The sequence below is a fragment of the Flavobacterium sp. LAR06 genome, from assembly GCF_041946075.1.
In the GTDB taxonomy this organism is placed as follows: Bacteria; Bacteroidota; Bacteroidia; order Flavobacteriales; family Flavobacteriaceae; genus Flavobacterium.
In genome coordinates this window covers 1-23545 of the sequence record NZ_JAUTYT010000003.1, presented here as the reverse complement: position 1 = coordinate 23545, position 23545 = coordinate 1, and the positions used below count along the sequence as shown (strand labels likewise).

19 protein-coding genes and 1 rRNA gene are annotated in these 23545 nt (G+C 32.9%); 8 read left to right on the top strand and 12 right to left on the bottom strand.

All coding sequences use genetic code 11. The features are described 5' to 3' along the window. Position 1: 1 nt before the first annotated feature. The 3 genes from Q7C23_RS05125 to lon form a co-directional block, all read right to left on the bottom strand. Positions 2–601, bottom strand: a complete 600-nt coding sequence (locus tag Q7C23_RS05125; RefSeq protein ID WP_375031494.1) for a murein L,D-transpeptidase catalytic domain-containing protein — start codon at positions 599–601, stop codon at positions 2–4. A gap of 8 nt (positions 602–609) precedes the next feature. Continuing rightward, positions 610–1629: a type IX secretion system protein PorQ gene (gene porQ / locus Q7C23_RS05120; protein WP_375031493.1), complete on the bottom strand. Its 1020-nt coding sequence runs from the start codon at positions 1627–1629 to the stop codon at positions 610–612. A 273-nt stretch (positions 1630–1902) separates the two neighbouring features. Then, positions 1903–4356, bottom strand: a complete 2454-nt coding sequence (lon, locus tag Q7C23_RS05115; RefSeq protein ID WP_375031492.1) for an endopeptidase La — start codon at positions 4354–4356, stop codon at positions 1903–1905. 273 nt (positions 4357–4629) lie between these two features. Between lon and Q7C23_RS05110 the strand changes: the two genes are divergently transcribed. From Q7C23_RS05110 to Q7C23_RS05085, 6 genes are all read left to right on the top strand, one after another. Beyond that, a complete protein-coding gene (locus Q7C23_RS05110) occupies positions 4630–5184 on the top strand; it encodes an RNA polymerase sigma factor (protein WP_375031491.1) in 555 nt (184 codons plus the stop codon). 90 nt (positions 5185–5274) lie between these two features. Next, entirely contained in the window at positions 5275–5814 is a 540-nt protein-coding gene (locus tag Q7C23_RS05105) for an anti-sigma factor (protein WP_375031490.1), read from the top strand. After that, positions 5798–6859 (top strand): hypothetical protein, encoded by a 1062-nt coding sequence (locus Q7C23_RS05100; RefSeq protein WP_375031489.1) that lies wholly within the window; start codon positions 5798–5800, stop codon positions 6857–6859. The genes Q7C23_RS05105 and Q7C23_RS05100 overlap by 17 nt, the downstream gene beginning before the upstream one ends. 18 nt (positions 6860–6877) lie before the next feature. Next, the gene (locus tag Q7C23_RS05095; protein ID WP_375031488.1) at positions 6878–7609 is read left to right on the top strand and encodes a head GIN domain-containing protein; all 732 of its coding nucleotides are present in this window, start codon (positions 6878–6880) and stop codon (positions 7607–7609) included. Positions 7610–7672: 63 nt separating this feature from the next. Further along, on the top strand, positions 7673–8800 hold the full coding sequence (locus Q7C23_RS05090) for a serine hydrolase domain-containing protein (RefSeq protein ID WP_375031487.1): 1128 nt from the start codon (positions 7673–7675) through the stop codon (positions 8798–8800). A gap of 41 nt (positions 8801–8841) precedes the next feature. Then, positions 8842–10680, top strand: a complete 1839-nt coding sequence (locus tag Q7C23_RS05085) for a serine hydrolase (protein WP_375031486.1) — start codon at positions 8842–8844, stop codon at positions 10678–10680. Positions 10681–10709: 29 nt separating this feature from the next. Here Q7C23_RS05085 and Q7C23_RS05080 read toward each other — a convergent pair whose 3' ends face one another. The 6 genes from Q7C23_RS05080 to Q7C23_RS05055 form a co-directional block, all read right to left on the bottom strand. Continuing rightward, positions 10710–12035, bottom strand: a complete 1326-nt coding sequence (locus Q7C23_RS05080; RefSeq protein ID WP_375031485.1) for an MFS transporter — start codon at positions 12033–12035, stop codon at positions 10710–10712. Between the two features lie 163 nt (positions 12036–12198). Next, positions 12199–13011, bottom strand: coding sequence for a M48 family metallopeptidase (locus tag Q7C23_RS05075; protein WP_375031484.1), 813 nt, complete (start codon positions 13009–13011; stop codon positions 12199–12201). Positions 13012–13099: 88 nt separating this feature from the next. Continuing rightward, positions 13100–15499 (bottom strand): glycoside hydrolase family 31 protein, encoded by a 2400-nt coding sequence (locus tag Q7C23_RS05070; RefSeq protein ID WP_375031483.1) that lies wholly within the window; start codon positions 15497–15499, stop codon positions 13100–13102. A gap of 201 nt (positions 15500–15700) precedes the next feature. Further along, positions 15701–17605 (bottom strand): 1,4-alpha-glucan branching protein GlgB, encoded by a 1905-nt coding sequence (gene glgB, locus Q7C23_RS05065; protein WP_375031482.1) that lies wholly within the window; start codon positions 17603–17605, stop codon positions 15701–15703. Positions 17606–17641: 36 nt separating this feature from the next. Next, positions 17642–18922: a glucose-1-phosphate adenylyltransferase gene (locus tag Q7C23_RS05060; protein WP_375031481.1), complete on the bottom strand. Its 1281-nt coding sequence runs from the start codon at positions 18920–18922 to the stop codon at positions 17642–17644. Next, positions 18912–20339 (bottom strand): glycogen synthase, encoded by a 1428-nt coding sequence (locus tag Q7C23_RS05055; RefSeq protein ID WP_375031480.1) that lies wholly within the window; start codon positions 20337–20339, stop codon positions 18912–18914. The genes Q7C23_RS05060 and Q7C23_RS05055 overlap by 11 nt, the downstream gene beginning before the upstream one ends. Before the next feature lie 99 nt (positions 20340–20438). Between Q7C23_RS05055 and Q7C23_RS05050 the strand changes: the two genes are divergently transcribed. Continuing rightward, positions 20439–21305, top strand: coding sequence for an alpha/beta hydrolase (locus tag Q7C23_RS05050; RefSeq protein ID WP_375031479.1), 867 nt, complete (start codon positions 20439–20441; stop codon positions 21303–21305). A gap of 47 nt (positions 21306–21352) precedes the next feature. Then, a complete protein-coding gene (gene nth / locus Q7C23_RS05045; RefSeq protein WP_375031478.1) occupies positions 21353–21997 on the top strand; it encodes an endonuclease III domain-containing protein in 645 nt (214 codons plus the stop codon). Positions 21998–22005: 8 nt separating this feature from the next. Here nth and Q7C23_RS05040 read toward each other — a convergent pair whose 3' ends face one another. The 3 genes from Q7C23_RS05040 to rrf all read right to left on the bottom strand — a co-directional run bounded on the left by Q7C23_RS05040 (position 22006) and on the right by rrf (position 23448). Beyond that, positions 22006–22440: a nuclear transport factor 2 family protein gene (locus tag Q7C23_RS05040; protein WP_375031477.1), complete on the bottom strand. Its 435-nt coding sequence runs from the start codon at positions 22438–22440 to the stop codon at positions 22006–22008. A 25-nt stretch (positions 22441–22465) separates the two neighbouring features. Then, positions 22466–22918, bottom strand: a complete 453-nt coding sequence (locus tag Q7C23_RS05035) for a DUF1569 domain-containing protein (RefSeq protein ID WP_375031803.1) — start codon at positions 22916–22918, stop codon at positions 22466–22468. A 420-nt stretch (positions 22919–23338) separates the two neighbouring features. After that, positions 23339–23448: ribosomal RNA gene (gene rrf / locus Q7C23_RS05030) — 5S ribosomal RNA — on the bottom strand. Positions 23449–23545 lie beyond the last annotated feature (97 nt).

Sequence of the window (23545 nt, the reverse complement as noted above, 5' to 3'; positions counted from 1 at the left end):
TTCAATAATAGATATCCAAAATAATTTTCGATTTAGAGCTATCAATTAATTTTTCGATTCTTTTAAAGAATTCCTGGTTAACCATCGGGCAGCCATGACTGTTCGAAATGTAATAATCCTGCTCATCAAGTGGTACTGCAGAATAATGATGTAGCACTATCGCTCTTTTTAAAGCATTATTATTTGATTGATCTAAACCATTTAAGCGGTAGGCTTTTCCGAATATTCCTTTGTAACATTTTTCGATTGAATATCTGCCTAATGAGGTGCAATTTGAATTTGGTGTATTGCTGAATTTAAGCTCTCCTCTAATTCCGGTTTCAGAGCCTGACCCGTGAGCTACAAGTCCCTGATCTAAAATTTTGTTATTTACCAAATCATAAACAAAGAATCTGTTTTTTCCCGATTTTATTCTCATGTCTACTAAAAAAGCAATTTTAGTATTATACTGAGGACCGGCATAAACCATTTCTCTTACTGTATTTACGTGATAGTTGATTCTTTCAATTTCAACTTCGCTAAGGGATTCATCTTTAAAATTAAGATTTGAGGTATTAAAAAGACCTGCTGTAAAAAATAGAATTAGATAAAATAGCTTCATAAAATTACCTATTGAAAATTTAAAATTAACCCAAAAAGACTCGTATTTGCTGCCAATGTATATCGTGAATATGAATAATTAAATTTTAAACGATTCATTTTCAAACCAAACCCTAAAGAAATCCCTGAGAAATTACGTTGTTCATCTATTCTCAATTCTTCTGCCCTTCTAAAATTGTAACCTAATCGCAAATTGACTGCTCTTCCTGGAAAAAGTTCAATGCCAAGCACAGCATGTCGCAAAGCATTATTTACAAAGGAAACTTTTTCCTCACTTGTTGTACCGTCAATATTGGTTTCTCCTCTAACAGGATTCGAAAAAGAGATATTCCATTGTTGCAAATTTTCTAAGGAAAAATGCCAACGAAGCGGAACATGTTCTAATTCTTGCGATACTCCGGCAATGATTTCAAATGGTAAATTCTCCTGTATTCCTGAATATGTAGTAAACTGAGTTCCAATATTACGAAATACTAGAGCCAAATTTACATTATTTTTTTGAATTTGATACATAATTCCCACATCAATTGCACCTCCAACAGAATTATAACTTTCTAAAGTCGAAGTTATTAACTTTGCATTGGCACCAATATGAACATCTGTAAAGGGAATATTATAAGCATAACCCAGAGAAAGTGCGCCTTCGCTTCCTGAAAAATCCGAAGTAGCCTGACCATTTTCGTCATAACCTTCAAAGGTTCCATAATTAACATAACTTACACCTGCATAAAAAGTTTGAACGTGTTGATCATAGGTATAAGCGTATGAAGCAGTTCCATAAGAAGCTTCTCCATAATAATTCCCATAATTCATTGCTAAATGATTGTCCATATCTCCATTTAAAGCTGCAGGGTTTGCCATCGCCTGATTCACGTCTTCATCATAAATTGTTATGTTCTCTCCTCCTAACGCTGCCTGCCTTGGTGACGAGGTTAGATTAAGAAACTGATAGGTGTAACGCCCTCCAATTTGCCCGTAGGAAATCGAACAAACCAAGATAAAAAAAAGTAAAACAAATCGTTTTAACATGCTTTTGGGGCGATTCCTATATGGGAATAACGCAAATACAAATATAAAATTATATAACAGCAAAAATAAAATTAAACCTTAAATAAATTCCAATAAAAAAAAATCCAAATTCTAATTGAAAATTCCAAAATTAAAACCCAATTCCAATTGAATCAAAATCTAAAAAAAATCCTGACTCCTAAAAAAATACAATAAAAAAATTCCAAATTCCAAGCTGTTTGACTTACAGTTTGAAATTTGGAATTAGGAATATTTAGAATTTTAAATTGAAATTTATTTCAATGTTTTGGCATTCTTTACATTTTGATCCGTCAACGCTAAAGCTAAAACTTCGCTCATCTCTTTTACGTAATGAAATGTAAGTCCCTCTAGATATTCAGCTTTAATTTCATCAATATCGCTTTTGTTTTCGTGACATAAAATGATTTCTTTAATCCCAGCTCTTTTGGCAGCAAGGATTTTCTCTTTAATTCCTCCAACAGGTAAAACTTTTCCACGAAGTGTGATTTCACCTGTCATTGCAAGATTTTTCTTTACTTTTTTCTGAGTCAATAAAGAAACTAATGATGTCAGCATTGCAATACCAGCACTTGGTCCGTCTTTTGGTGTTGCTCCTTCAGGAACGTGTAAGTGAATATTATATTTTTGGAATAACTCTGTATTTAAACCTAACTTTTTGGCATTGGCTTTAATATATTCCAGAGCAATAGTAGCTGATTCTTTCATTACAGTTCCTAAATTCCCTGTAATACTCAACGCCCCTTTTCCTTCAGAAATTAATGATTCAATAAATAAAATATCTCCCCCAACACTTGTCCAGGCTAAACCAGTAACCACTCCGGCAACATCATTATTCTCATATTTATCGCGCTCTAATCTCGGTACACCTAAAACAGTTAAAATATCTTCATCTGTAACTTTTTTATTGTATTCCTCTTCCATCGCAACAGCTTTCGCTGCATTTCGGATTACCTGAGCGATTTTAGTTTCTAGATTACGAACACCAGATTCACGAGTATAACCTTCAACAATTTTCTCTAATTGTTTTTTACCAATCGTTAAATCTTTAGAAGTTAATCCGTGTGCTTCTAATTGCTTTGGAAAAAGGTGTCTTTTGGCAATCTCTACTTTTTCTTCAATAGTATAACCTGACATTTTGATTACTTCCATTCTGTCACGCAACGCTGGCTGAATTGCTGCCATATTGTTTGACGTAGCGATAAACATCACCTTAGATAAGTCATATCCCATTTCAAGGAAGTTATCATAAAAAGCATTGTTTTGCTCCGGATCTAAAACTTCTAATAAAGCTGAAGATGGATCACCGCTATTTCCGCTTGACAATTTATCAATTTCATCCAAAATAAAAACAGGATTTGAAGTTCCGGCTTTCTTTAAACTTTGAATAATTCGGCCTGGCATTGCACCAATATAAGTTTTTCTGTGTCCGCGAATTTCTGCTTCGTCACGTAATCCACCTAAAGAGATACGTACGTATTCACGACCAAGAGCTTCTGCAACTGAACGCCCAATAGATGTTTTACCAACTCCCGGAGGTCCTGTTAAACAAATAATTGGCGATTTCATATCGTTACGAAGCTTCAATACAGCCAAATGTTCAATCATTCTTTTCTTAACTTCCTCAAGTCCAAAATGATCTTTATCTAATATTTTTTGTGCATGCTTTAAATCAAATTTGTCTTTAGAATATTCACCCCAAGGCAATTCTAAAAACAACTCTAAATAGTTACGCTGAATTCCAAAATCTGGTGATTGCGGATTCATTCTGCGCATTTTAGATAATTCTTTTTCGAAATGTTTCTGCGTTTTTTCGTCCCATTTTTTGGTTTTCGCTTTCTGCCCCATTTCGTCCATTTCTTCTTCCTGCGAAACGCCACCCAGTTCTTCCTGAATGGTTTTCATTTGTTGGTGCAAGAAATATTCACGCTGTTGCTGATCTAAATCAAAACGAACTTTTGACTGAATGTCATTCTTCAATTCTAATTTTTGAAGTTCAACATTCATGTAACGTAAGGTTTCTAAAGCACGCTCTTTTAATCCATTTATTGATAATAAGCCTTGTTTTTCTTTTACAGATAAATTCATATTAGAAGAAACAAAATTGATCAAAAACGACTGGCTTTCAATGTTTTTAATCGCAAAAGTAGCTTCTGAAGGAATATTTGGGCTCTCTTTAATAATCTGAATGGCTAATTCTTTTACAGAATCTAAGATTGCAGTAAACTCGCTATCGTTCTCTTCAGGACGCTTCTCTTCTACTTCTTTAATAGTGGCAGTAATATAAGGTTCTTCTGAAACTACTTCATCAATTTCAAAACGTTTTTTTCCTTGTAAAATAACCGTCACATTTCCGTCAGGCATTTTAAGAACGCGAAGAATTCTGGCAACAGTCCCAATTTTATGAATATCATCTTTAGACGGATCTTCATCTTCTTCATTTATTTGAGAAACTACACCAATGATTTTTCCGCCGGCATTGGCATCATTTATTAGTTTAATAGATTTATCTCGTCCGGCAGAAATTGGAATAACCACTCCTGGGAATAAAACAGTGTTACGTAAAGGTAAAATAGGTAACGAAAGCGGAAGCTCTTCGTTGTTCATTTCCTCTTCGTCTTCTGGAGTTAATAATGGAATTAATTCTGCTTCTGAATCGAATTCTTGAAGTGACAGATTGTCAATAGTAAGTATTTTATGATTTGACATAATAGTATATAAGTCGTTTTGTCATTAAAAGTTGAATCCCGGTTGTAAATTTAGTTTCAAATACGCTCGTTTTTAATAAAACTATAATAAGTGTTTCATCTACAACATAGGCGGTAAAAATAGACAATCATTATGCCAAATGCAAAAGAGTCAGTTTTGAAATTCAATTTTAAGTGAAAAATCTAACTATTTCAAAAAAAATAAAATTAATTTTATGAAAAGTGTAACATATCAAAAAAAACTAAGTCCTTATAAAAAACTAGCAACCATTACTTGAGTATAACCAATCAAAATATCGAAGAATTAATCGCGCTTTGTAAAACCAACAATCAAAAAGCACAATTCGAAATTTACAATCGTTACAGTAAAGCCATGTACAACGTAGCTTACAGGATTGTGACAGACGAACATTTTGCACAAGACGTCATGCAGGAAGGTTTCTTGAAAGCTTTTACAAAAATAAACGATTACAAGCAAGAAGTAGCTTTTGGTGCCTGGCTTAAAAAAATTATTATCAACTACAGTATTGATTTTTACAAAAAGAATAATGCTTTTCAGGTCGAAGATCTAAGCAAGACACTTTATAAAATCGAAGAAAATGACAGTTTTTTTTCTGAGCATATTGATTTGAATTCACTTAAAGTAAAACAGGTTTTAGATACCATTTTAGGCCTAAAAGATAATTATCGAATGGTATTGACGCTCTTTTATATTGAAGGTTACGATCAGGAAGAGATATGCGAAATTTTGAATATTAGTTATGCCAATTGCCGAACAACATTGAGCAGAGCAAAAGAAAGTTTACGAAAAAAATTAGAGGAATTATGAAATCGCCACTTAAAAACAATTTTGTGGCAACAAAAAACAAATAAAAAGGCAATACCCTATATCACCTCTAAAAAATAAAAATTTGGATATATGAAAAAGGAAAATGACAGTTTAGATCAATTATTTGAAAAATTTGAAAATCAATGGGATGTGCAGGAACTAAATCCTGATCATCAGGCAGATTTTTTGAATAAGTTAAATAATAAAAAACAGCCAGTAAGAAAAAATTATTGGTTCGTAACCGCTATTGCCGCATCGATCGTATTAATGTTGGGAGTATCATTGTTCTACAAGAATGAAAAGCCAAAAGAATTCAAATTTGCTTCTAAAGAAACACAACGAACAGATTCAATTTTTAGCATTTTAATCGAAAATGAACTTGTAAAACTAAAAGAAAAGAGTTCTCCGGAAAACGAACAAATTATAAATGACGCATTAAAACAAATGAAAGTTTTTGATGCAGATTATCAAAAAATCATTAATGAATTACAAAAGAATGGCGAAAACAAACAAATAATTTACGCCATGATAAGCAATCTGCAAACCAGGATATCATTTTTGCAGACTGTATTAAAAAGAATTGAAGAAAACGAAAACCTAAAAAACACCACAGATGAAAAAACATTATAAAATACTTATTCTATTCATTTTAATTCCTTTCTTGGGATTCTCAAATGATGACACTTTTATTTCAAAGCAAAAAAGCATTAAAAAAACTTATATCGTCAATTCAAATGCAGGGATTGATATTGACAATAAATATGGAAGTATCTCAGTCTCAACCTGGGATGAAGATAAAATCGATTTTGATATTACCATAAAAGTTACCGGTCCTAATGAAAATTGGGTAAATGAAAGGCTAAATAGTATTGATGTCGATATTACAGCATTAAAGTCTATGGTCACGGCTATTACAAAACTTGGAAATTCTTCACTAAAAAGCAAAGGAAGCAACAATAGTTTTGAGATAAATTATGTGATAAAAATTCCGAAAAACGGAACTGTAAAGCTGATGAACAAATACGGAAATATTTCAATTCTTAGCTTAGAAGGTGCTTCGGATATTACTTGTAAATATGGCAAAGTTACAGTAGGAAAACTGAACAATACCAATAATAGATTCGTCATAGAATATTGTCAAAATTCTACAATTGATTATATCAAAAACGGAACTGTTGAAGCACGTTATTCTGGATTAAAAATAAATGATTCAGGAAATTTAAACCTTGATACGAATTATACTGATTTAATTGTTGCTGATGGTCAAAACATAAAGTATGACTGTAACTATGGAACTTTAAAATTTCAGAAATTAAACTCTTTTTCAGGATCTGGAAACTACCTTACTATATCCATTGCTGAAATTTCAAACAGTGTTAATGTTGATGCAAATTATAGCAAAATAAATATTTCTACAATTACAAGTAAAGCTAATAATGTGAATATCACCTCAGGATATACAGATGTTTCATTAGGATACGACACAAATTATGCTTTTGATTTTGATATTAATACCAGATACGGAAACATAAAAAGTGACAACTCTTTAGATATATCTGTTACTGAAACCAAAAATACAAGCAAAAGAATCAGTGGATTCAATAAGAAAAAAGGTCAAAATAGAATATCAATAAATTCTAATTACGGAAACGTATCACTAATTAAAAAACTATAAACTTAAAAAACCAAAAAAATGAAAAAAACAGTTCAATTATTAGTTTGCAGTGCATTTTTAGCAAGCTTTATGACAAATGCCCAATCTTCAAGCAACAGAGTTGATGGAAATGGTAAAGTAGTAACCCAAACAAGAAATACATCTGACTACGATGCTATTAAAGTTTCTGGTTCTTTTGATGTTGATTTAGTTGCAGGAAAAGAAGGCAAAATTACAATAAAAGGTGAAGAAAACATATTGAATGTTATTGTGGTTGAAGTAGAAGATAACACACTTAAAATTCAGGTAAAGAAAAATACTAATATCCGTTCTAGTATGGGCAAAAAGGTTCAGGTAACAGTACCGTTTGAGAAAATTTCTGAACTAAGTTTATCTGGCTCTGGTGATATTCAATCAAAAGACGCGATCAAAAACGATAAATTCTTAGCAAGACTTTCTGGTTCAGGAAACTTTAACCTAGCCGTTGATTCCAATACTTTAGAACTAAATTTAAGTGGTTCCGGAAATGTACATTTGAAAGGTTCGGCTGATAGTTTTACAACCAAACTTTCTGGTTCTGGCGATATAGATGCTGCCGAACTAAAATCAAAAAGAGTTGATGTAAATGTTTCCGGATCAGGGGACAGTAAAGTAAACTGTAGCGAAAGTTTAACAGCGAGAGTTTCAGGATCAGGCGATATTAAATACACAGGAAATCCTGAAAAACGAGATGTAAAAGTTTCCGGTTCCGGAAATATTTCAAAAGCATAAATTTAGATAGAAGCTCAATAATAAAAGAATTTCAAAAAAAAATCATCTCATCAAAATCAAAAAATGAACAGACTTACCCTTCTTCTATTATTGAGCTTTACTATTTCAATCTTTAGCCAGCAAAAGCAAAATACATTATCGGAAAATGAAATTTTGTCGATAATGGATAGAAATGCGAATCTCTTGCTAAAGGATTCGAAAGCTTATTCTGTTTCTATAGCCATTATTAGTAATGGAGAATCCCATACCAGGCATTATGGCGAAATTGACAAAGGAAAAGGTAATAAAGCGAATGATAATACTTTATTTGAAATCGCTTCTGTCACAAAAGTGTTTACCGGAACTTTGGTAGCTAATGCCGTCTTGGAAGGAAAAATCAAACTTGATGACGATATTAGAAAATACCTAAAAGAACCTTTTTCTAATTTAGAATACAATGGAAATCCAATACGAATTAAAGACTTGCTGACACATCGTAGCGGTATTCTAACTCCTTTTCCTGACACTAAAGAAATTCGTCGAAAATATAGCCCGGATAGCTTTTTAGTTCATAAAAACAGACTTGATAAAACGTATACTAAAAGTGATTTTTTTAATGCGCTAAGAAAAGTAAAAGTTGACACATTGCCTGGAACGGCCTTTAAATACGGAGCTTTGGGTCCTGAATTATGTGCTCATATATTAGAAAATGTTTATAAAAAGGATTACGAAGACCAATTGCAGCAGGTAATTTTTGATAAACTGAAAATGAATTCAACAAAAATCAAACGGAACAAAAATGATATAGTTGCAAATGGTTATAATGAAAGTGGATTACTAATGACTCCCTTATCAAGTAATCTTTGGGGTGCATCAAAAATGCTTAAATCTACCATTAGTGATCTCACAAAATTTATCAAATTTGAATTAGATCGAAATAACAAAATAGTTTTAGAGTCGCATCAAAAAATTGCCTCAAATCCTGACATGGGCTATTTTTGGGAAATTCAGACCGATACTGGGGGAAATGTAAACTACACAAAAGATGGCGGCTCAAATGGTACTCAAAATATATTAAAAATATTCCCCGAATCTAATTTTGGTTTTGTTATTCTTATGAATCAAAGTGATAAAAATTCTGGAACCTATCTGGAATCGGCAGTAAACAATTTATTGAAAGATTTTAAGTCTGCCCGCTTTATAATAAAGTAAATAAGCCTTATTTATAAAATCAACTTTTTAAAATTGAAAACATGAGACGGATAAATCTAATTTTCCTTCTGGCTTTTTCTTGTGCCTTTTCGTTTGCTCAAGAAACAAATAGTTCGGAGAAATTACTAGCTTTAAATAGCTTGAAAACCAACACTAAAGAAATGATGTCTCAATATAATTTAAAAGGATTGAGCGTTGCTGTATTTGAAAATTACAAAATAATATGGACAAATCAATGGGGAATAAAAGCAGCCGATTCTGAAGAAAAAATTGATAAAAATACCGTGTATTCTACTGCATCAATTTCAAAACCAATAACTGCAATTGTTTGCGCTATTTTAGAAGAAAAAGGTTTGATTAATTTAGAGGATCCAATAGAAAATTATCTTAAAAGATGGAAACTTCCTAAAAGCAATTTTACAAAAGATATTAATGTGACGTGGAACCAACTTTTGTCACATACAGCTGGTACAAGCCAAGGCGGTTTTGAAGATTATTATGAAGGAGATTCCATCCCTACAATTGTACAAAGTTTACAAGGAAAATTACTTCCCCGCACTAAAAAGCCAATTGAATTTCTCTTTAAACCCGGAACAAATTGGGAATACAGCGGCGGCGGTTATGTCATTATTCAATGTGCACTCGAGGATCATTTTAAAAAGCCATTGGCACAAATTGTAAAAGAAAATTTGCTTGATCCTTTACAATTGCAAAATTCTACAATGATCCAACCTAATGAAAAAGGATTTTTGACCAATATTGCAAAAGTACATAACAGCAAAAGTGAAATTATTAAAACCGGAATTCCAATTACGCCACAGGTTGCACCATCTGGTTTATGGTCTACTCCTACCGATCTGGCTTTGATTGCCATCGAAATGCAAAAAGCATTATTAGGAAAGGACAACAAAGTAATTTCAAATGCAGTTGCTAAAAAGGTAACTGATATTGTTACGATGAATGGTCCACGAGGCTGGAGTTATGGCTGGCAAAGAAGTATTGGACTGGGAAATCTGGAATGGTTTTCGCACGACGGCTCTAATACAGGAACTGGTGGCGATTTATTGGCTTCAATGAAAAAAGGAAACGGAATCGCAATTTTGGCAAATGGTGACAAACCAAACCGATTGCCTGTAATGAGTTACGTCGAGAATCAAATAATCAATAAACTAGGTTGGAATAAGGCAATTGATGAAAAATATACACAACAAATTCCGCCAATTTTAAAACAAAAAATTATCGGATATTATACTGAAATTCTCTACGGTTATGATAGATTAGGTCCTAGTAAAATTTTTGAAGAAAATGGCACTTTATATCTTATTTCATCATATTTAAAAGACATTACAAGTTCTGAAAAAAGTAAAATGTATTACTTTGGAAATAACACTTTCAAGGTTGACAATTATCCCAATCTTATTCAATTTAACTTGAACAAAAAAAATGAACTTGAGGGAATAACTATTTCCCGACCAAATTATACTTCTAAAAAACTCGAACTAAGCTTAAATCAGATTAGGACACCACAAACAGAATTAATCGAAATTTTTTCCGAAAATAACTTTGAAACAGCTGTAATACAATTTAAAAAATTGAAGTTAAAGCATATAGATTACAATTTTGAAGAAGACCTGAATAATTTAGGCTATCATTTTTACAATAAAAAACAATTAGATCTTTCTGTTCAGATTTTCACTCTGAATTGTTCTGAGTATCCAAAATCAGCAAATACTTATGACAGTTTGGGAGAAATTTACGAAGCCATTGGAAAATTAGACTTGGCAAAACAAAATTATCAAAAGTCACTAGATTTAAATCCTAAAAATGAAAATGCCAGACAAATGATTTCAAAAATCAATGCCCGGCTTAACATAAAATAAATTATATAGATTATCCTAAAGATATCTTACTAACTAACAATCTCTTTTTTATGTACTCTTCTTAAAAGAAAAATGGCCGTAACAAAGAAAACTCCTAAAATTACAATCGCTGCACGCGGACTTCCGGTTATTTGATCTATTATTCCGTAAACACACATTCCTATTACAATTCCGATTTTCTCTGCAACATCATAAAAACTGAAAAAAGAAGCGGTGTCTTCCGTTTCTGGTAATAATTTTGAATACGTAGATCGTGAGAGAGCCTGAATTCCTCCCATAACAAATCCCGCTACAGTTGCCATTACATAAAAATGTATTGGTAATGTTATGAAAAAGGCAAGAGCACAAAATACAGCCCAAATAATGTTAATGACAATCAAACTTGGAATATTACCAAATTTAGCAGAAGCTCTTGAAGTCAAAACGGCACCAACTACTGCCACTAATTGTATAATTAAAATACAAATGATCAAACCAATTGTACCTTCTTCTTTTGATGACCATTGAATCTCCTGAGCTCCAAAGTAAGTTGCCACAAGCATCACAGTTTGTACAGCCATACTAGAGACAAAAAAACCTCCTAAATATCTTTTTAAGGGAATATTTTCCTGTAGTAAAGCCCAAACTTTTTTCAATTCTTTGAAACCATTAAAGATCACATCATTAGTCAATTTCTGACCATTCTCTTTACTCCCTTTTGGTAAATAATAGTATGTATATTGACTGAACAATACCCACCAGACTCCTACCATTATAAAGGAATAACGCATAGCCTTCATTGCAGCTTCACCATCTGTTCCTGTAATTCCAAAAAACTTTGGCTTCATGATCATGGCTAAGTTAATAATCAACAAAATCACACTTCCGATATATCCTAACGAATATCCTTTGGCACTAATTTTATCTTGTTGCTCTTCAAAAGCAATATCTGGCAGATAAGAATTATAGAAAACTAAACTTCCCCAATATCCAATCAATCCTAAGAAATAAAAGGCCAATCCGATATAAATAGTATCAAGATCAAACCAATATAATCCCATACAAGACAGAGCTCCTAAATAACAGAAAAATTTCATGAATACCTTTTTATTCCCAACATAATCGGCAATACCAGATAATAATGGCGAAATAAACGAAACTACCAAAAAGGCAAAAGCAGTTGTAAAACTGATTAAGGCAGAATTTTTTAGATGCATCCCAAAAACAGCAATGTAATGGTTATCCTTAGAAAATAAAGCTTCATAAAATATTGGAAATACTGCAGAAGCAATAGTTAGTGTATAAACTGAATTGGCCCAATCATAAAATGCCCAGGCATTTAATAATTTTTTATCTCCTTTTTGTAGGTTTTTCATAGAAATGGTTTTGTTAATGCGCTACGAATTTATCTATTTTTTATCATAATCAAATGAATTTTCTTCAAATCCTGTATTAATAAATCAACAACTTTAAAAAAATAAAAGGTATAAAAAAAGCTACTCTGAAAGAATAGCTTTAGTAATTTATTAAAGTAATATATTATCTGATAGTTCCAACTTTAAGGGCGATTTCTTTTGCCTGTGGAATAAGTGATTTTAAATTAGCAATTCTTGTTGCGTCAGACGGGTGAGTGCTCATAAATTCAGGAGTTCCTCCAGCGCCTGATTTAGCAGACATTCTACTCCAAAAAGCAATGGCATCATCAGGATTGTAACCGGCAATTGCCATCAATGTTAAACCAATTTTATCCGCTTCACTTTCGTTACTTCTGCTAAAAGGAAGCATTACTCCTACTTCAGAACCAATTCCGTAAGCTTGGGAAAATATTGATCTGGTAGATTCAGACTTATTGCTTGTTGCAGCATCTAAAGCTACACCTCCGATTTGTTGTAATTGTGCAGCAGACATTCTTTGTGCTCCATGATTGGCCAATGCGTGAGAAACTTCATGTCCGATAACCGTTGCTAATCCCGATTCATTTTGTGTAACGGGTAAAATTCCGGAATAAACGACAATTTTACCTCCAGGCAAACACCACGCATTAACCTCTTTATTATCAACAAGTTTATACTCCCAACGATAATCTTTCAAATATTGAGTCTGACCTAAATAGGTTAAATATCTTTCGGCTGCTGCTTTTATTTTACTACCAAGAAGGTCAACTCTCTTAGCGTCAGCCGTACCTGTTATAACTTTATTTTCAGCTATAAAAGCGTTATACTGCTGAAACGAAGTCGGAAACAATTCACTATTCGAAACAAAATTTAAATTTTGTTTTCCTGTAATTGGATTTGTGGCACATGCGCAAACTAATAGTGCTGCGAAAATCCCTAAGGGTAAATACTTTTTCATTATTCTTAATTTTAAAATACTAAGTAAAAATACAAATATTATATTCTGAAATTTTTACATAATTAAATTAAAACATATCATAATTTTATCATTCGCCAATTATATGTAGTTCATTGAAGCCTTTATCAACAAGTAAGACATGAGTTGATTCAAAAATAACTGTATCAAATTCAACCTTTTCATTATCGATTTCGATTTCCGTAACTGTGAACGGCAATCCAATTAAATTGATTCTATATTTGCTGTAAGGTGTGTCGTATTTACCTTCTTTATGCAATTGAATAATCAGTTCTTTTTCTTTTCCTATTGTTCGAAATGATAAATAGCTGTAGCGCCCTTTTTTATAATCATAACCATCTTGTGCATCTTCATATACAAAAGATTGCTCCTTACCAATTTTAAAGTATAAATCAAGTGTCAATTCATCAAATTCAAGTTCACCAACATACTGCTGAACGGGGTATTTTGGAATAATCGCTCCCGCTTTTACAAACACCGGAATTTCATCAAATTTAGTGTCAACCCAAACTTCTCTTCCTCCAATTGAGAATTCATTGGACCAATAGTTATACCACTCTCCTCGTGGAATATACATACGTCTACCTACAGCATTAGGTTCTAGAATCGGACAAACTAAAATTTGATTTCCGAAGATAAATTCGTCATTACGATAATGCGTTTGAATATCTTCCTGATCATAATAAACCAAAGGCTTTAACATAGGAATACCTTCTTCAATATATTGCCAAAACATGGTATATAAATAAGGCAGTAATTGATAACGGAGGCTCACAAATTTTCTTGTAATATCAATGACTTCTTCATCAAAAGCCCAAGGTTCCTGATTTCCATGATCGCCTGAAGAATGTGTTCTGCAGAAAGGGTGGAAAACTCCTAACTGAATCCAACGTGCATATAATTCTCCTGTTGGCTGTTCTGCAAAACCTCCAATATCCGAACCTGTGAAACCCATTCCTGAAATACACATTCTCTGAACCTGAATATTAGCAATCCATAAATGTTCCCAGGTGGCGACATTATCACCTGTCCATGAGGATGTATAACGCTGTGCACCCGAATAAGCAGATCGTGTAATTACAAAAGGTCGTTTAGGATAGGCAAAGCGCTTTACACCATGATAAGTGGCTCTGGCCATCTGCGTACCATAAATATTATGCGCTTTTCTATGACTACAAGGATTTCCATCATAAACGTGACGAACATCCATTGGGAAAGTCTTATTCGGAACCTCCATTACGGCCGGTTCGTTCATATCATTCCAAACTCCTTTTACGCCAATATCTGAAATTAATTCTTTAAATAATCCAGCCCACCATTCTCTGACTACGGGATTTGTGTAATCTGGAAAATTACACTCTCCTGGCCAGACTTTTCCTTTCATATACGGTCCGTCGGCCCTTTTACAGAAGTAATCTTTTTCTAAAGCTTCCTTATAAACCCAGTAATCTTTATCAATTTTAATTCCGGGATCGATAATAACAACCGTTTTAAAACCATCTTCGGCTAATTCGGCTACCATTTGTTTTGGATCTGGAAAATATTCTTTATTCCAGATAAAACATCGAAAGCCTTCCATATAATCGATATCCAAATAAATAGCATCACATGGAATTTTAAGTTCTCTAAATTTCGAAGTGATTTCTTTTACTTTACTTTCCGGATAATAACTCCATTTACATTGATGATATCCCAAAACCCATAAAGGCGGTAATTCTGGTTTACCGGTTAGATCAGTATAAGTAGTGACAACATCCTGCATTTGTGGGCCGTAAATGAAATAATAATTCATTTCTCCACCTTCAGCCCAAAAGCTGGCAACATTTCTTCTTTCCTGACAGAAGTCAAAAAAGGTTCTAAAGGTATTGTCAAAAAATATTCCGTACGATTGTTTATTATGTAGACCAATATAAAAAGGAACTACTTTATATAATGGATCTTGTTCTTTTTGAAAAGCATATTGATCTGTAGCAAAATTTTCAAGTCTTTTACCTTTTAAATTCATTTGAGTGGCTTTATCACCAAGACCGTAAAAACATTCTCCATCTTTAGAAGATTTACTCATTTTTACAATATTCCCGCCATACTCATAGCTTTCCTCCCAATGAAAACCAAGTTCATCTTCCAGAATTAAAAGATCACTTAAATCATAGATGGATAAACGAAGATCTGCTTTTTGTATTTTGCACTTTACTTTACTGGTTCTTATCAAAAAATAAGTTTCTTCTTCTGTAAGTTCTAGAAAATTATAACCATGAAGCTGAGTTTTATCAATTGCATACGAAAAGTCATTACTGAAATAACCTTTTGTGGTAAAACGAAATCGAATTAAACTGTCTCTAAGAATAGTGACTTTTAAGATTACTTTATTATCTGTATGAAAAAAAATAGAATCGCCTTCATGTTCGTACGAGACAATTTTTGATGGATATAAATCGCCTTTATATTCTAATGATGTATTTGTAATCATATCGCTAATGAATTAATTATTCTAACTATATCGCTATTTCAAACATACAAAAAAACTACATAAAGCCCTATGAATATGAGGTTTATTCACGAAAACGTTTTTTCTGTCTGAGTAACAAATTACATCTCAAAAAATCAACAATTCGGTAATATTAGAATCGAAAAATGACAAAATGATATTCAAAAAATTAATACAGAAATTTTATGCAAACGAATAAACGGTCACACTCAAGGGAGGCAACGTTAATTCTACAGAATAATCCCTGCCATCATAAGGTGAAGATTCAATTTTTAAATTGCCTGAATTTCCAATGCCACTTCCTCCATAAATAGTAGCATCTGTATTGAAAATCTCAATTAATTTACCTTTCTGTGAAATCCCAATTCTATACTTTTCACGAATAACTGGTGTAAAATTCCCCACAATGACTAAATTTTCTCTTGTATTATTTCCTTTTCGGATGTAAGATAAAACGGCATTTTGATGATCAGAGTAATTAATCCATTCAAAACCTTCGCCTGTAAATTGCTTTTCATACAATGCAGGTTGAGACTTGTAGAGTTGATTCAAATCCGTAATTATTCTTTTCACACCTGAATGATAATCATACTGAAGTAAGTGCCAATCTAAACTTTTTTCAAAGTTCCATTCATCGCTTTGACCGAATTCAGATCCCATAAATAGTAATTTGGTTCCGGGATGTGTAAACATATAACCGTATAGAAGTCTTAAATTGGCAAATTTCTGCCACTCATCTCCAGGCATTTTATTGGCGATAGCTTTTTTACCATATACAACTTCGTCATGCGAAAACGGGAGCATAAAATTTTCCGTAAAAGCATATGTCATCGAAAAAGTTAAATCATTTTGATGGTATTTTCTATAAACTGTTTCTTTTTGAAAATATTTCAAAGTATCGTGCATCCATCCCATCATCCATTTCATTCCAAAACCCAAACCGCCTGTAAAAGTTGGTCTCGAAACCATTGGAAAAGAAGTGCTTTCTTCAGCAATAGTTTGAACTCCATCGAAATTAGCATAGATTACTTCATTGAATTCTTTAAGAAAACTTATAGTATCCAAATTCTCTCTTCCTCCATAAATATTCGGTTCCCACTCACCTTCTTCTCTCGAATAATCAAGGTAAAGCATTGAAGCAACGGCATCAACTCTTAATCCGTCTGCATGATAATGGTGTAGCCAAAAAACCGCGTTACTAATTAAGAATGCACGAACTTCATTTCGGCCATAATTAAAAACCAAACTTTTCCAATCTGGGTGATACCCTTTTCGGCGATCAGGATGTTCGTATAAATGTGAGCCGTCAAAGAAACCAAGACCATGTGCATCATCTGGAAAATGAGATGGAACCCAATCGAGTATAACTCCAATTCCTGCCTGATGAAGTTTATCAACCAAAACCATAAAATCCTGCGGTTTTCCAAAACGAGAAGTTGGTGCAAAATATCCTGTCAGCTGATATCCCCAAGAGGGATCATAAGGATACTCCATTATTGGCATAAATTCTACGTGTGTGAATCCTGTTTCTTTAACATAATCCACTAAATCATCAGCTAATTCTAAGTAAGTCAAAAATCTATTATGCTCACCACGTTTCCAGGAACCCAAATGCACTTCATAAACAGAATAAGGTTTATCTAAACCATTATGGTTTTGGCGCGATTGCATCCAGTTTTCATCTTTCCATTTATAATCTAAATCCCACACAACAGAAGCAGTATGGGGTGGTTTTTCACAAAATAAAGCAAATGGATCTGCCTTTTCAGTTACAATTCCATTAATATTTGATTGAATTTTGTACTTATATAAAGCACCTCTTGTAATCTCAGGAATAAAGCCTTCCCAAATTCCAGAAGAATCCCAGCGCACTTGTAATTGATATTCATTTCCTGTCCAATAATTAAAATCACCAACAACAGAAACGGAATGAGCCGTTGGAGCCCATACGGCAAAATAAACACCTTTTACTCCATTAACTTCAACTAAATGCGCTCCTAACTTTTCATATAATTTGAAGTGTTTCCCTGCTTTGAATAAATCAATATCAAAATCAGTAAATAGAGAATACGTGATTACTTTAGACATATTTGTTTTTTAAGGCAATAATTAATTTTAAGTCTTTTATTCAATTCTGAAATTATCTGATAAAATGGCGCCTTTTTTAATAACAACGATACCATCTTTTATACTATATAATTCATTAGTAAAATTATCTAAATGCTTGCCACCGCTAATATGAACATTGTTTCCAATACGTACATTTTTATCAACAAGAGCATTTTGTATAAAACAGTTTTCACCTATTCCCACGTGAATCTTATTGACACTTGCTTCATGATTTAGTTCATCTAAGTCCTGATAAAAATCGTTACCCATTACATAACAATTTTCAAGTACAGTTCCTGCTCCAATTCTGGAACGAATTCCAATAACAGAACTTTTGATTTCTTTAGCATTGATAATACATCCTTCAGAAATTAGAGATTGGTTGATAATCGAATTTCTAAATTTAGATGGAGGAAGTAATCTTGGTCTGGTAAAAATTTTATTGTCATTATCAAACAGATTAAACTCCGGAATATCAGCTGTTAGCCCAATATTAGCTTCGAAAAACGATTCGATATTTCCAATATCTGTCCAATAACCTTCGTACTGATAACTAAGAATTTTATGTTTCCCAACAGCCTGCGGAATGATTTCTTTTCCAAAATCTTTCGTATGCGGATCGGCCATTAAATCTTCCAATAATTGTCGGTTAAAAATATAAATACCCATTGAAGCCAAATATTTCTTTCCTTTTTCCTGCATTTGCTCACTTACATCAGATTCCCATTGAGGCAATAAAGAAGCGTCAGGTTTCTCAATAAAAGCTTCGATACAGCTTTCGTGATTCGTTTTAAGAATTCCAAATTCGGGAGCATCTTTAGCATTTACCGGTAAAGTAGCTATTGAGATTTCTGCATCTGCAGCAATATGCGCTTCTAACATTTCGTTAAAATCCATTTGATACAATTGATCTCCCGATAATATTAAAGCGTGATCAAATTCATGTTTTAAAAAATGTGACATACATTGTCTAACAGCATCCGCCGTTCCCTGAAACCACGTTGGATTATCCGGAGTTTGCTCTGCTGCCAAAATATCAACAAATGATTGACTGAAAATACTGAAATTGAAAGTGTTTTTGATATGTGCGTTTAATGATGCCGAATTAAACTGTGTCAAAACGAATATTTTAAAAATATCAGAATTAATACAATTTGAAATAGGAATATCAACTAATCGGTATTTTCCACCAATTGGCACTGCTGGTTTAGATCTTGTTTCTGTTAATGGAAACAAACGTGATCCTTGTCCTCCTCCTAAAATAATAGCAACTACATTTTTCTTTTTAAATTTCATTTTTCTCAATTATTAGGTTGTATATCTCAATATATTCTTGGCAAACTCTTTCCCAGGAATGATCTGTTGTCATTCCCTTTTTTATAATTTCATTGAAATTTATTTTGTCATCATATAATTTTAGCGCACGATTTATAGAATAACAAATATCTCCAACCGAGGCCTGATCGTGGCAAATTCCATTTCCATTATCTCCAAAATCAATCACGGTATCTCGTAAGCCACCAGTTCTTCTCACAATTGGAACCGTTCCATATCGCAACGCATACATTTGATTTAATCCACAAGGTTCAACACGGGAAGGCATTAAAATGTAATCCGAACCAGCGTATATTAAATGAGCTAATTCTTCATTATAACCTATAAAAACATTGTAATTTCCTTTATAATCATTTCCTAGTTGCACCAACTGTTTTTCAATTATAGCATTTCCCGATCCCAAAATCAAAATATTGATATTCTCAAAATTTTCAGATAAGGCCAAAGCCGATGCCTGAGGTAATAAATCGCCGCCTTTCTCCTCAAATAAACGTCCTATAAAACTAAACAATGGTTTTGTTGGATCTAATTCAAACTGCTCGCACAGCTTTTCTTTATTTGCCTGCTTTCCGGATTCAAAATTTTCGATTGAATAATTTCCGGCAATCATTCTATCTTTTGAAGGGTCCCAAACCTCAAAATCAATACCGTTTAAAATTCCTTTTGATTTACTCCTAACCGATTTAAACAAATCCTCTAAACCATTTGCGGCAATATTTATTTCATTCAAATAACTAGGTGAAACAGTTGTAACGGCGTTTGCACACTTTACTCCAACCGCTAAAGAATTAATAGAATGGTTCCACTCTAAAAATCCAACATGACTCAAATCAAACACTGGTAAATAATGCAGCTTATCAAACCCAAACCAGCCTTGATATAAACCATTATGAATAGTGATAACAGTCTTTATACTTCGTAAACTTTCATATTTATAAGCATATTTCAACAAAAACGGAATTACTCCTGTATGATGATCATGACAATTAATCACATTGGGAACGGTTTTACGAGCGGTAATCCAATCTAAAGTTGCAATTTGAAAAGATAAAAATCTTTCGATATCATCTTCATATCCGTACACATTTGGTCTGTCAAATAATTCTTTTATTTCGATCAGATATAGTTCATACCCTAATTTATTCGTAGTTTCTTTTAAAACGCTAAACGGAAAATCGAAATTCCCCAGCTTGACATTTCCCCAATGAACGCATTCAAAGTCATTTTCCTTTTTAAACTTTGTATCATAACAAGGAACAACAACTCGAACCTGATGACCAGCATTTGTCTGGTATTTTGGCAATGCTCCAACAACATCGGCCAAACCGCCAACTTTTGCCATTGGATAACACTCTGCACTGATATGAAATATTTCCATTTTAGAAATTTATAAACATCTATTTATTGTACTACATTTATGTTTCCTAAATTTAGGAAAAAATAAGCAACATTTAGCCCTTATAAAAAATTTATTAATATGGCAAAAAAGGAAACTAATCCTACTAAATCATTAAAAATTCCACAGCTTATAATTTTATCTGCTAAATTATCTGCTTTTATATCTACTAAATTAGCGACAAACTATGCTGCAAAACTATTTACAACGCCAATAAAACATAAAGTTCCCAAACGAGAGCTTGAAATGGATTCTAAAAGTGTGAAAAAGACAATCAATGTTCCGACAATTGATAAAAATATAATCACTTACGAATATGGAACAAGTAATCGTAAAATCTTATTGGTCCATGGTTGGTCAGGCAGAGGTACGCAATTATTCAAAATAGCAGATGCATTGGTAAAGACTGGATATTCAACAGTTAGTTTTGATGCACCAGCACACGGGAAGTCGCAAGGAAAAACAACTATAATGTCTGAATTTATTCACTCGATATTAGAAATTGAAAAACAATTTGGTCCTTTTGAAATTGCAATTGGTCATTCTTTGGGAGGAATGTCGGTTTTGAATGCTATTAAAGATGGGCTAAAAGTGGACAAAGCAATTATAATAGGAAGTGGTGATATTGTCCAGGATATTCTGGATGAATTTACTTCAAAATTAGGTTTAAAACCTGAAATGAGTATACAGCTACGTAATCATTTTGAAGATAAATACGGGGTGAAAATGGATGATTTTTCAGCATATAAAGCAGCTCAGAAAGTACAAATTCCAGTTTTAGTAATGCATGATAATGATGATCCCGAAGTTCCTGTAAAAGCAGGAATTCACATTCATGAAAATTTAGAAAACGGATTACTATTTTTAACCGACGGTTTGGGACATAGAAAAATTCTGGGGAATCAAAATGTCATTAATAAAATCATCACTTTCATTAAAAGTAGCTAATTTTGTGACAGTTATATACTTTTTATTTAAATCTAAAGAAATAGAAAATGAATTTATTTGGAGAAACATCAGATTGGGAAGTGAAACTACAACCCATTCTGGAAAAATATAAAGGAAAGAAACATCCTCTTGAATATCAAAATACATATCAATTGATGGTAATGGTCATTTTATCTGCTCAGGATTCAGATGCCAATATAAATAAAATTGCCCCATCTTTATTTGAAAAATTCCCCACCCTGAAAAGTTTATCCCAAACAGATTCCGAAACTTTAATACCTTATATCAGTAAAGTTCGAAATTATCCAACTAAAACGCAATGGATTTTAGAAATTGCAAAAACTCTTAAAGAAGACAAAAATATTCCTTTAAACATGAAGGAGTTAACGAATCTAAAAGGAATTGGCAGAAAATCAGCCAATGTTATTTTAAGAGAAACTCACAAGCCATCAGAAGGTATCATAGCTGATCTTCATGTGATTAGAGTAGCTCCTAGAATTGGAATAATAAAAGAAAGTAAAGATGGAACTAAAGTCGAAAAAGAACTCATGCAAGCGCTTCCAAAATCAATTTGGTCCGAAATTGGAATGGCAATTTCCTTTTTAGGAAGGGAAACCTGCAGACCAAAACCAAAATGTGAAGAATGTGTCTTGGCGGATATCTGTCTATATTATGCAACTAATGTAGCATAAATTAAAGATTACTTTCTCCTGGTATCAATCAGATAAATAATTTTCCAGGAATCTTTTTCTTTAAATAAGGTAAAAGTATTCACACCTGAATGACTTAATTTATCATTTAGATAAAATTCATATGGTGCCCACACATGCGCCATCGTTCCATCAATTTGAATAGTATAACTTAAAATTTTTTCTTGAAATTTCATAGTCGACGGAATTGAAGCAATCGATTTGTAAAATTCTTTTGCAGTTTCATCAGATAACTTATTACCCTTAGTTACACTTTCACTTATTGATTGAAGAATCATATTATCAACACAAACGGACTTTAATTTAATCGTGTCTTTTTGATGAAATCCTTCAAAAAAGTATACTATCGTTTTCTGAACTTCTTGTTTCTGTGCGTTCGAAGATAATCCTAATAATAGGGAAAACACTAAAATAATATTCTTCATAATCAATCATTTAAAATTAAAAAAATTAGACACCAAATTGATTTAAATGATGATCCAGATGTTTAGCAAACATATTATTCCATTCTACCGCGCTTAATTTACCGAAAGAAAGAGATTCCTTTCCTTCAAAATTACTTTCACCCAATTCATGCGTTTTATTAAGATAAGCAATTAATCTAGCTCTTTCAATATCAAAATCACGTTCCTCCTTAATGATAAATTGAGGTGCGGTATGGTTGTTTTTAGGATATGGCTTTTCCCCTACTACCGAGTTTTTTACCAATAATTTTAAAATCGTCCTAACAAATGCGTTCGGTTTAGGATGAATATCTTCATAAGCCATTTCGTAAGCAACATTACAGTGGGTCAGCATTTGTGCCACGTTCATTTTACCCCAAAGTGCTTTTGATTCCGATGTAAGCTGATTAATTCTGTTTTCGAATTCATGACAATCCTCTGTACGAAAAATATTTTTCATCTTTTGCATTTATTGAAGTTTTGGACAATAGTAATAACAGAACAAATATATAAAATTTAAGATCAGAATAAGTCAGGCAAGTTAATTAGAGAATATGGGCGTTCCCTCCGGGCCAGGCTGTGCGCTATATTCCCAATTAACAAAGAGCCTTGTTTTTCTAAATCCAGAGATACCGCTCCCCTCCCTAACGCAGCCTACGATAAACTCGAAGAGCTTTTTTCAAAAGAAACTTTGATACGGTACTGCTAATTTAACCGCAAGGAACACAAAGAGATACGTAAAGTTCGTCACAAAAAGCTTGCGATCTTAATAAAGGCAACAGTAAACACACAGTAAAAAAACCTTTGCGTATTGCGGTTAAAAAACATAAAGTAATGTAAAACAAAAAACCCCGTTTCGTTAGAAACAGGGTTTTAAAAAGAAAGGCGACGACATACTCTCCCACATAACTGCAGTACCATCTGCGCAGGCGGGCTTAACTACTCTGTTCGGGATGGGAAGAGGTGAGCCCCGCCGCAATAACCACCTTAAGGTCGTTTTGCAATGGGTAATTAGCTTTAGCTAGTCAACATTACACAATATCTTAACATACTGAGATAAAGAAAAGTATTTTATATTTAGAAAGTT

Excerpts from the sequence above, each read along its gene's own strand:
- Q7C23_RS05040 (WP_375031477.1), bottom strand. The coding sequence starts at position 22,440 with ATGAAGAATATTATTTTAGTGTTTTCCCTATTATTAGGATTATCTTCG.
- Q7C23_RS05035 (WP_375031803.1), bottom strand. The coding sequence starts at position 22,918 with ATGAAAAATATTTTTCGTACAGAGGATTGTCATGAATTCGAAAACAGA.
- Q7C23_RS05050 (WP_375031479.1), top strand. The coding sequence starts at position 20,439 with ATGGCAAAAAAGGAAACTAATCCTACTAAATCATTAAAAATTCCACAG.
- Q7C23_RS05085 (WP_375031486.1), top strand. The coding sequence starts at position 8,842 with ATGAGACGGATAAATCTAATTTTCCTTCTGGCTTTTTCTTGTGCCTTT.
- Q7C23_RS05100 (WP_375031489.1), top strand. The coding sequence starts at position 5,798 with ATGAAAAAACATTATAAAATACTTATTCTATTCATTTTAATTCCTTTC.
- Q7C23_RS05070 (WP_375031483.1), bottom strand. The coding sequence starts at position 15,499 with ATGATTACAAATACATCATTAGAATATAAAGGCGATTTATATCCATCA.
- nth (WP_375031478.1), top strand. The coding sequence starts at position 21,353 with ATGAATTTATTTGGAGAAACATCAGATTGGGAAGTGAAACTACAACCC.
- Q7C23_RS05125 (WP_375031494.1), bottom strand. The coding sequence starts at position 601 with ATGAAGCTATTTTATCTAATTCTATTTTTTACAGCAGGTCTTTTTAAT.
- Q7C23_RS05095 (WP_375031488.1), top strand. The coding sequence starts at position 6,878 with ATGAAAAAAACAGTTCAATTATTAGTTTGCAGTGCATTTTTAGCAAGC.
- Q7C23_RS05075 (WP_375031484.1), bottom strand. The coding sequence starts at position 13,011 with ATGAAAAAGTATTTACCCTTAGGGATTTTCGCAGCACTATTAGTTTGC.
- lon (WP_375031492.1), bottom strand. The coding sequence starts at position 4,356 with ATGTCAAATCATAAAATACTTACTATTGACAATCTGTCACTTCAAGAA.
- glgB (WP_375031482.1), bottom strand. The coding sequence starts at position 17,605 with ATGTCTAAAGTAATCACGTATTCTCTATTTACTGATTTTGATATTGAT.
- Q7C23_RS05055 (WP_375031480.1), bottom strand. The coding sequence starts at position 20,339 with ATGGAAATATTTCATATCAGTGCAGAGTGTTATCCAATGGCAAAAGTT.
- Q7C23_RS05060 (WP_375031481.1), bottom strand. The coding sequence starts at position 18,922 with ATGAAATTTAAAAAGAAAAATGTAGTTGCTATTATTTTAGGAGGAGGA.
- porQ (WP_375031493.1), bottom strand. The coding sequence starts at position 1,629 with ATGTTAAAACGATTTGTTTTACTTTTTTTTATCTTGGTTTGTTCGATT.
- Q7C23_RS05090 (WP_375031487.1), top strand. The coding sequence starts at position 7,673 with ATGAACAGACTTACCCTTCTTCTATTATTGAGCTTTACTATTTCAATC.
- Q7C23_RS05080 (WP_375031485.1), bottom strand. The coding sequence starts at position 12,035 with ATGAAAAACCTACAAAAAGGAGATAAAAAATTATTAAATGCCTGGGCA.
- Q7C23_RS05105 (WP_375031490.1), top strand. The coding sequence starts at position 5,275 with ATGAAAAAGGAAAATGACAGTTTAGATCAATTATTTGAAAAATTTGAA.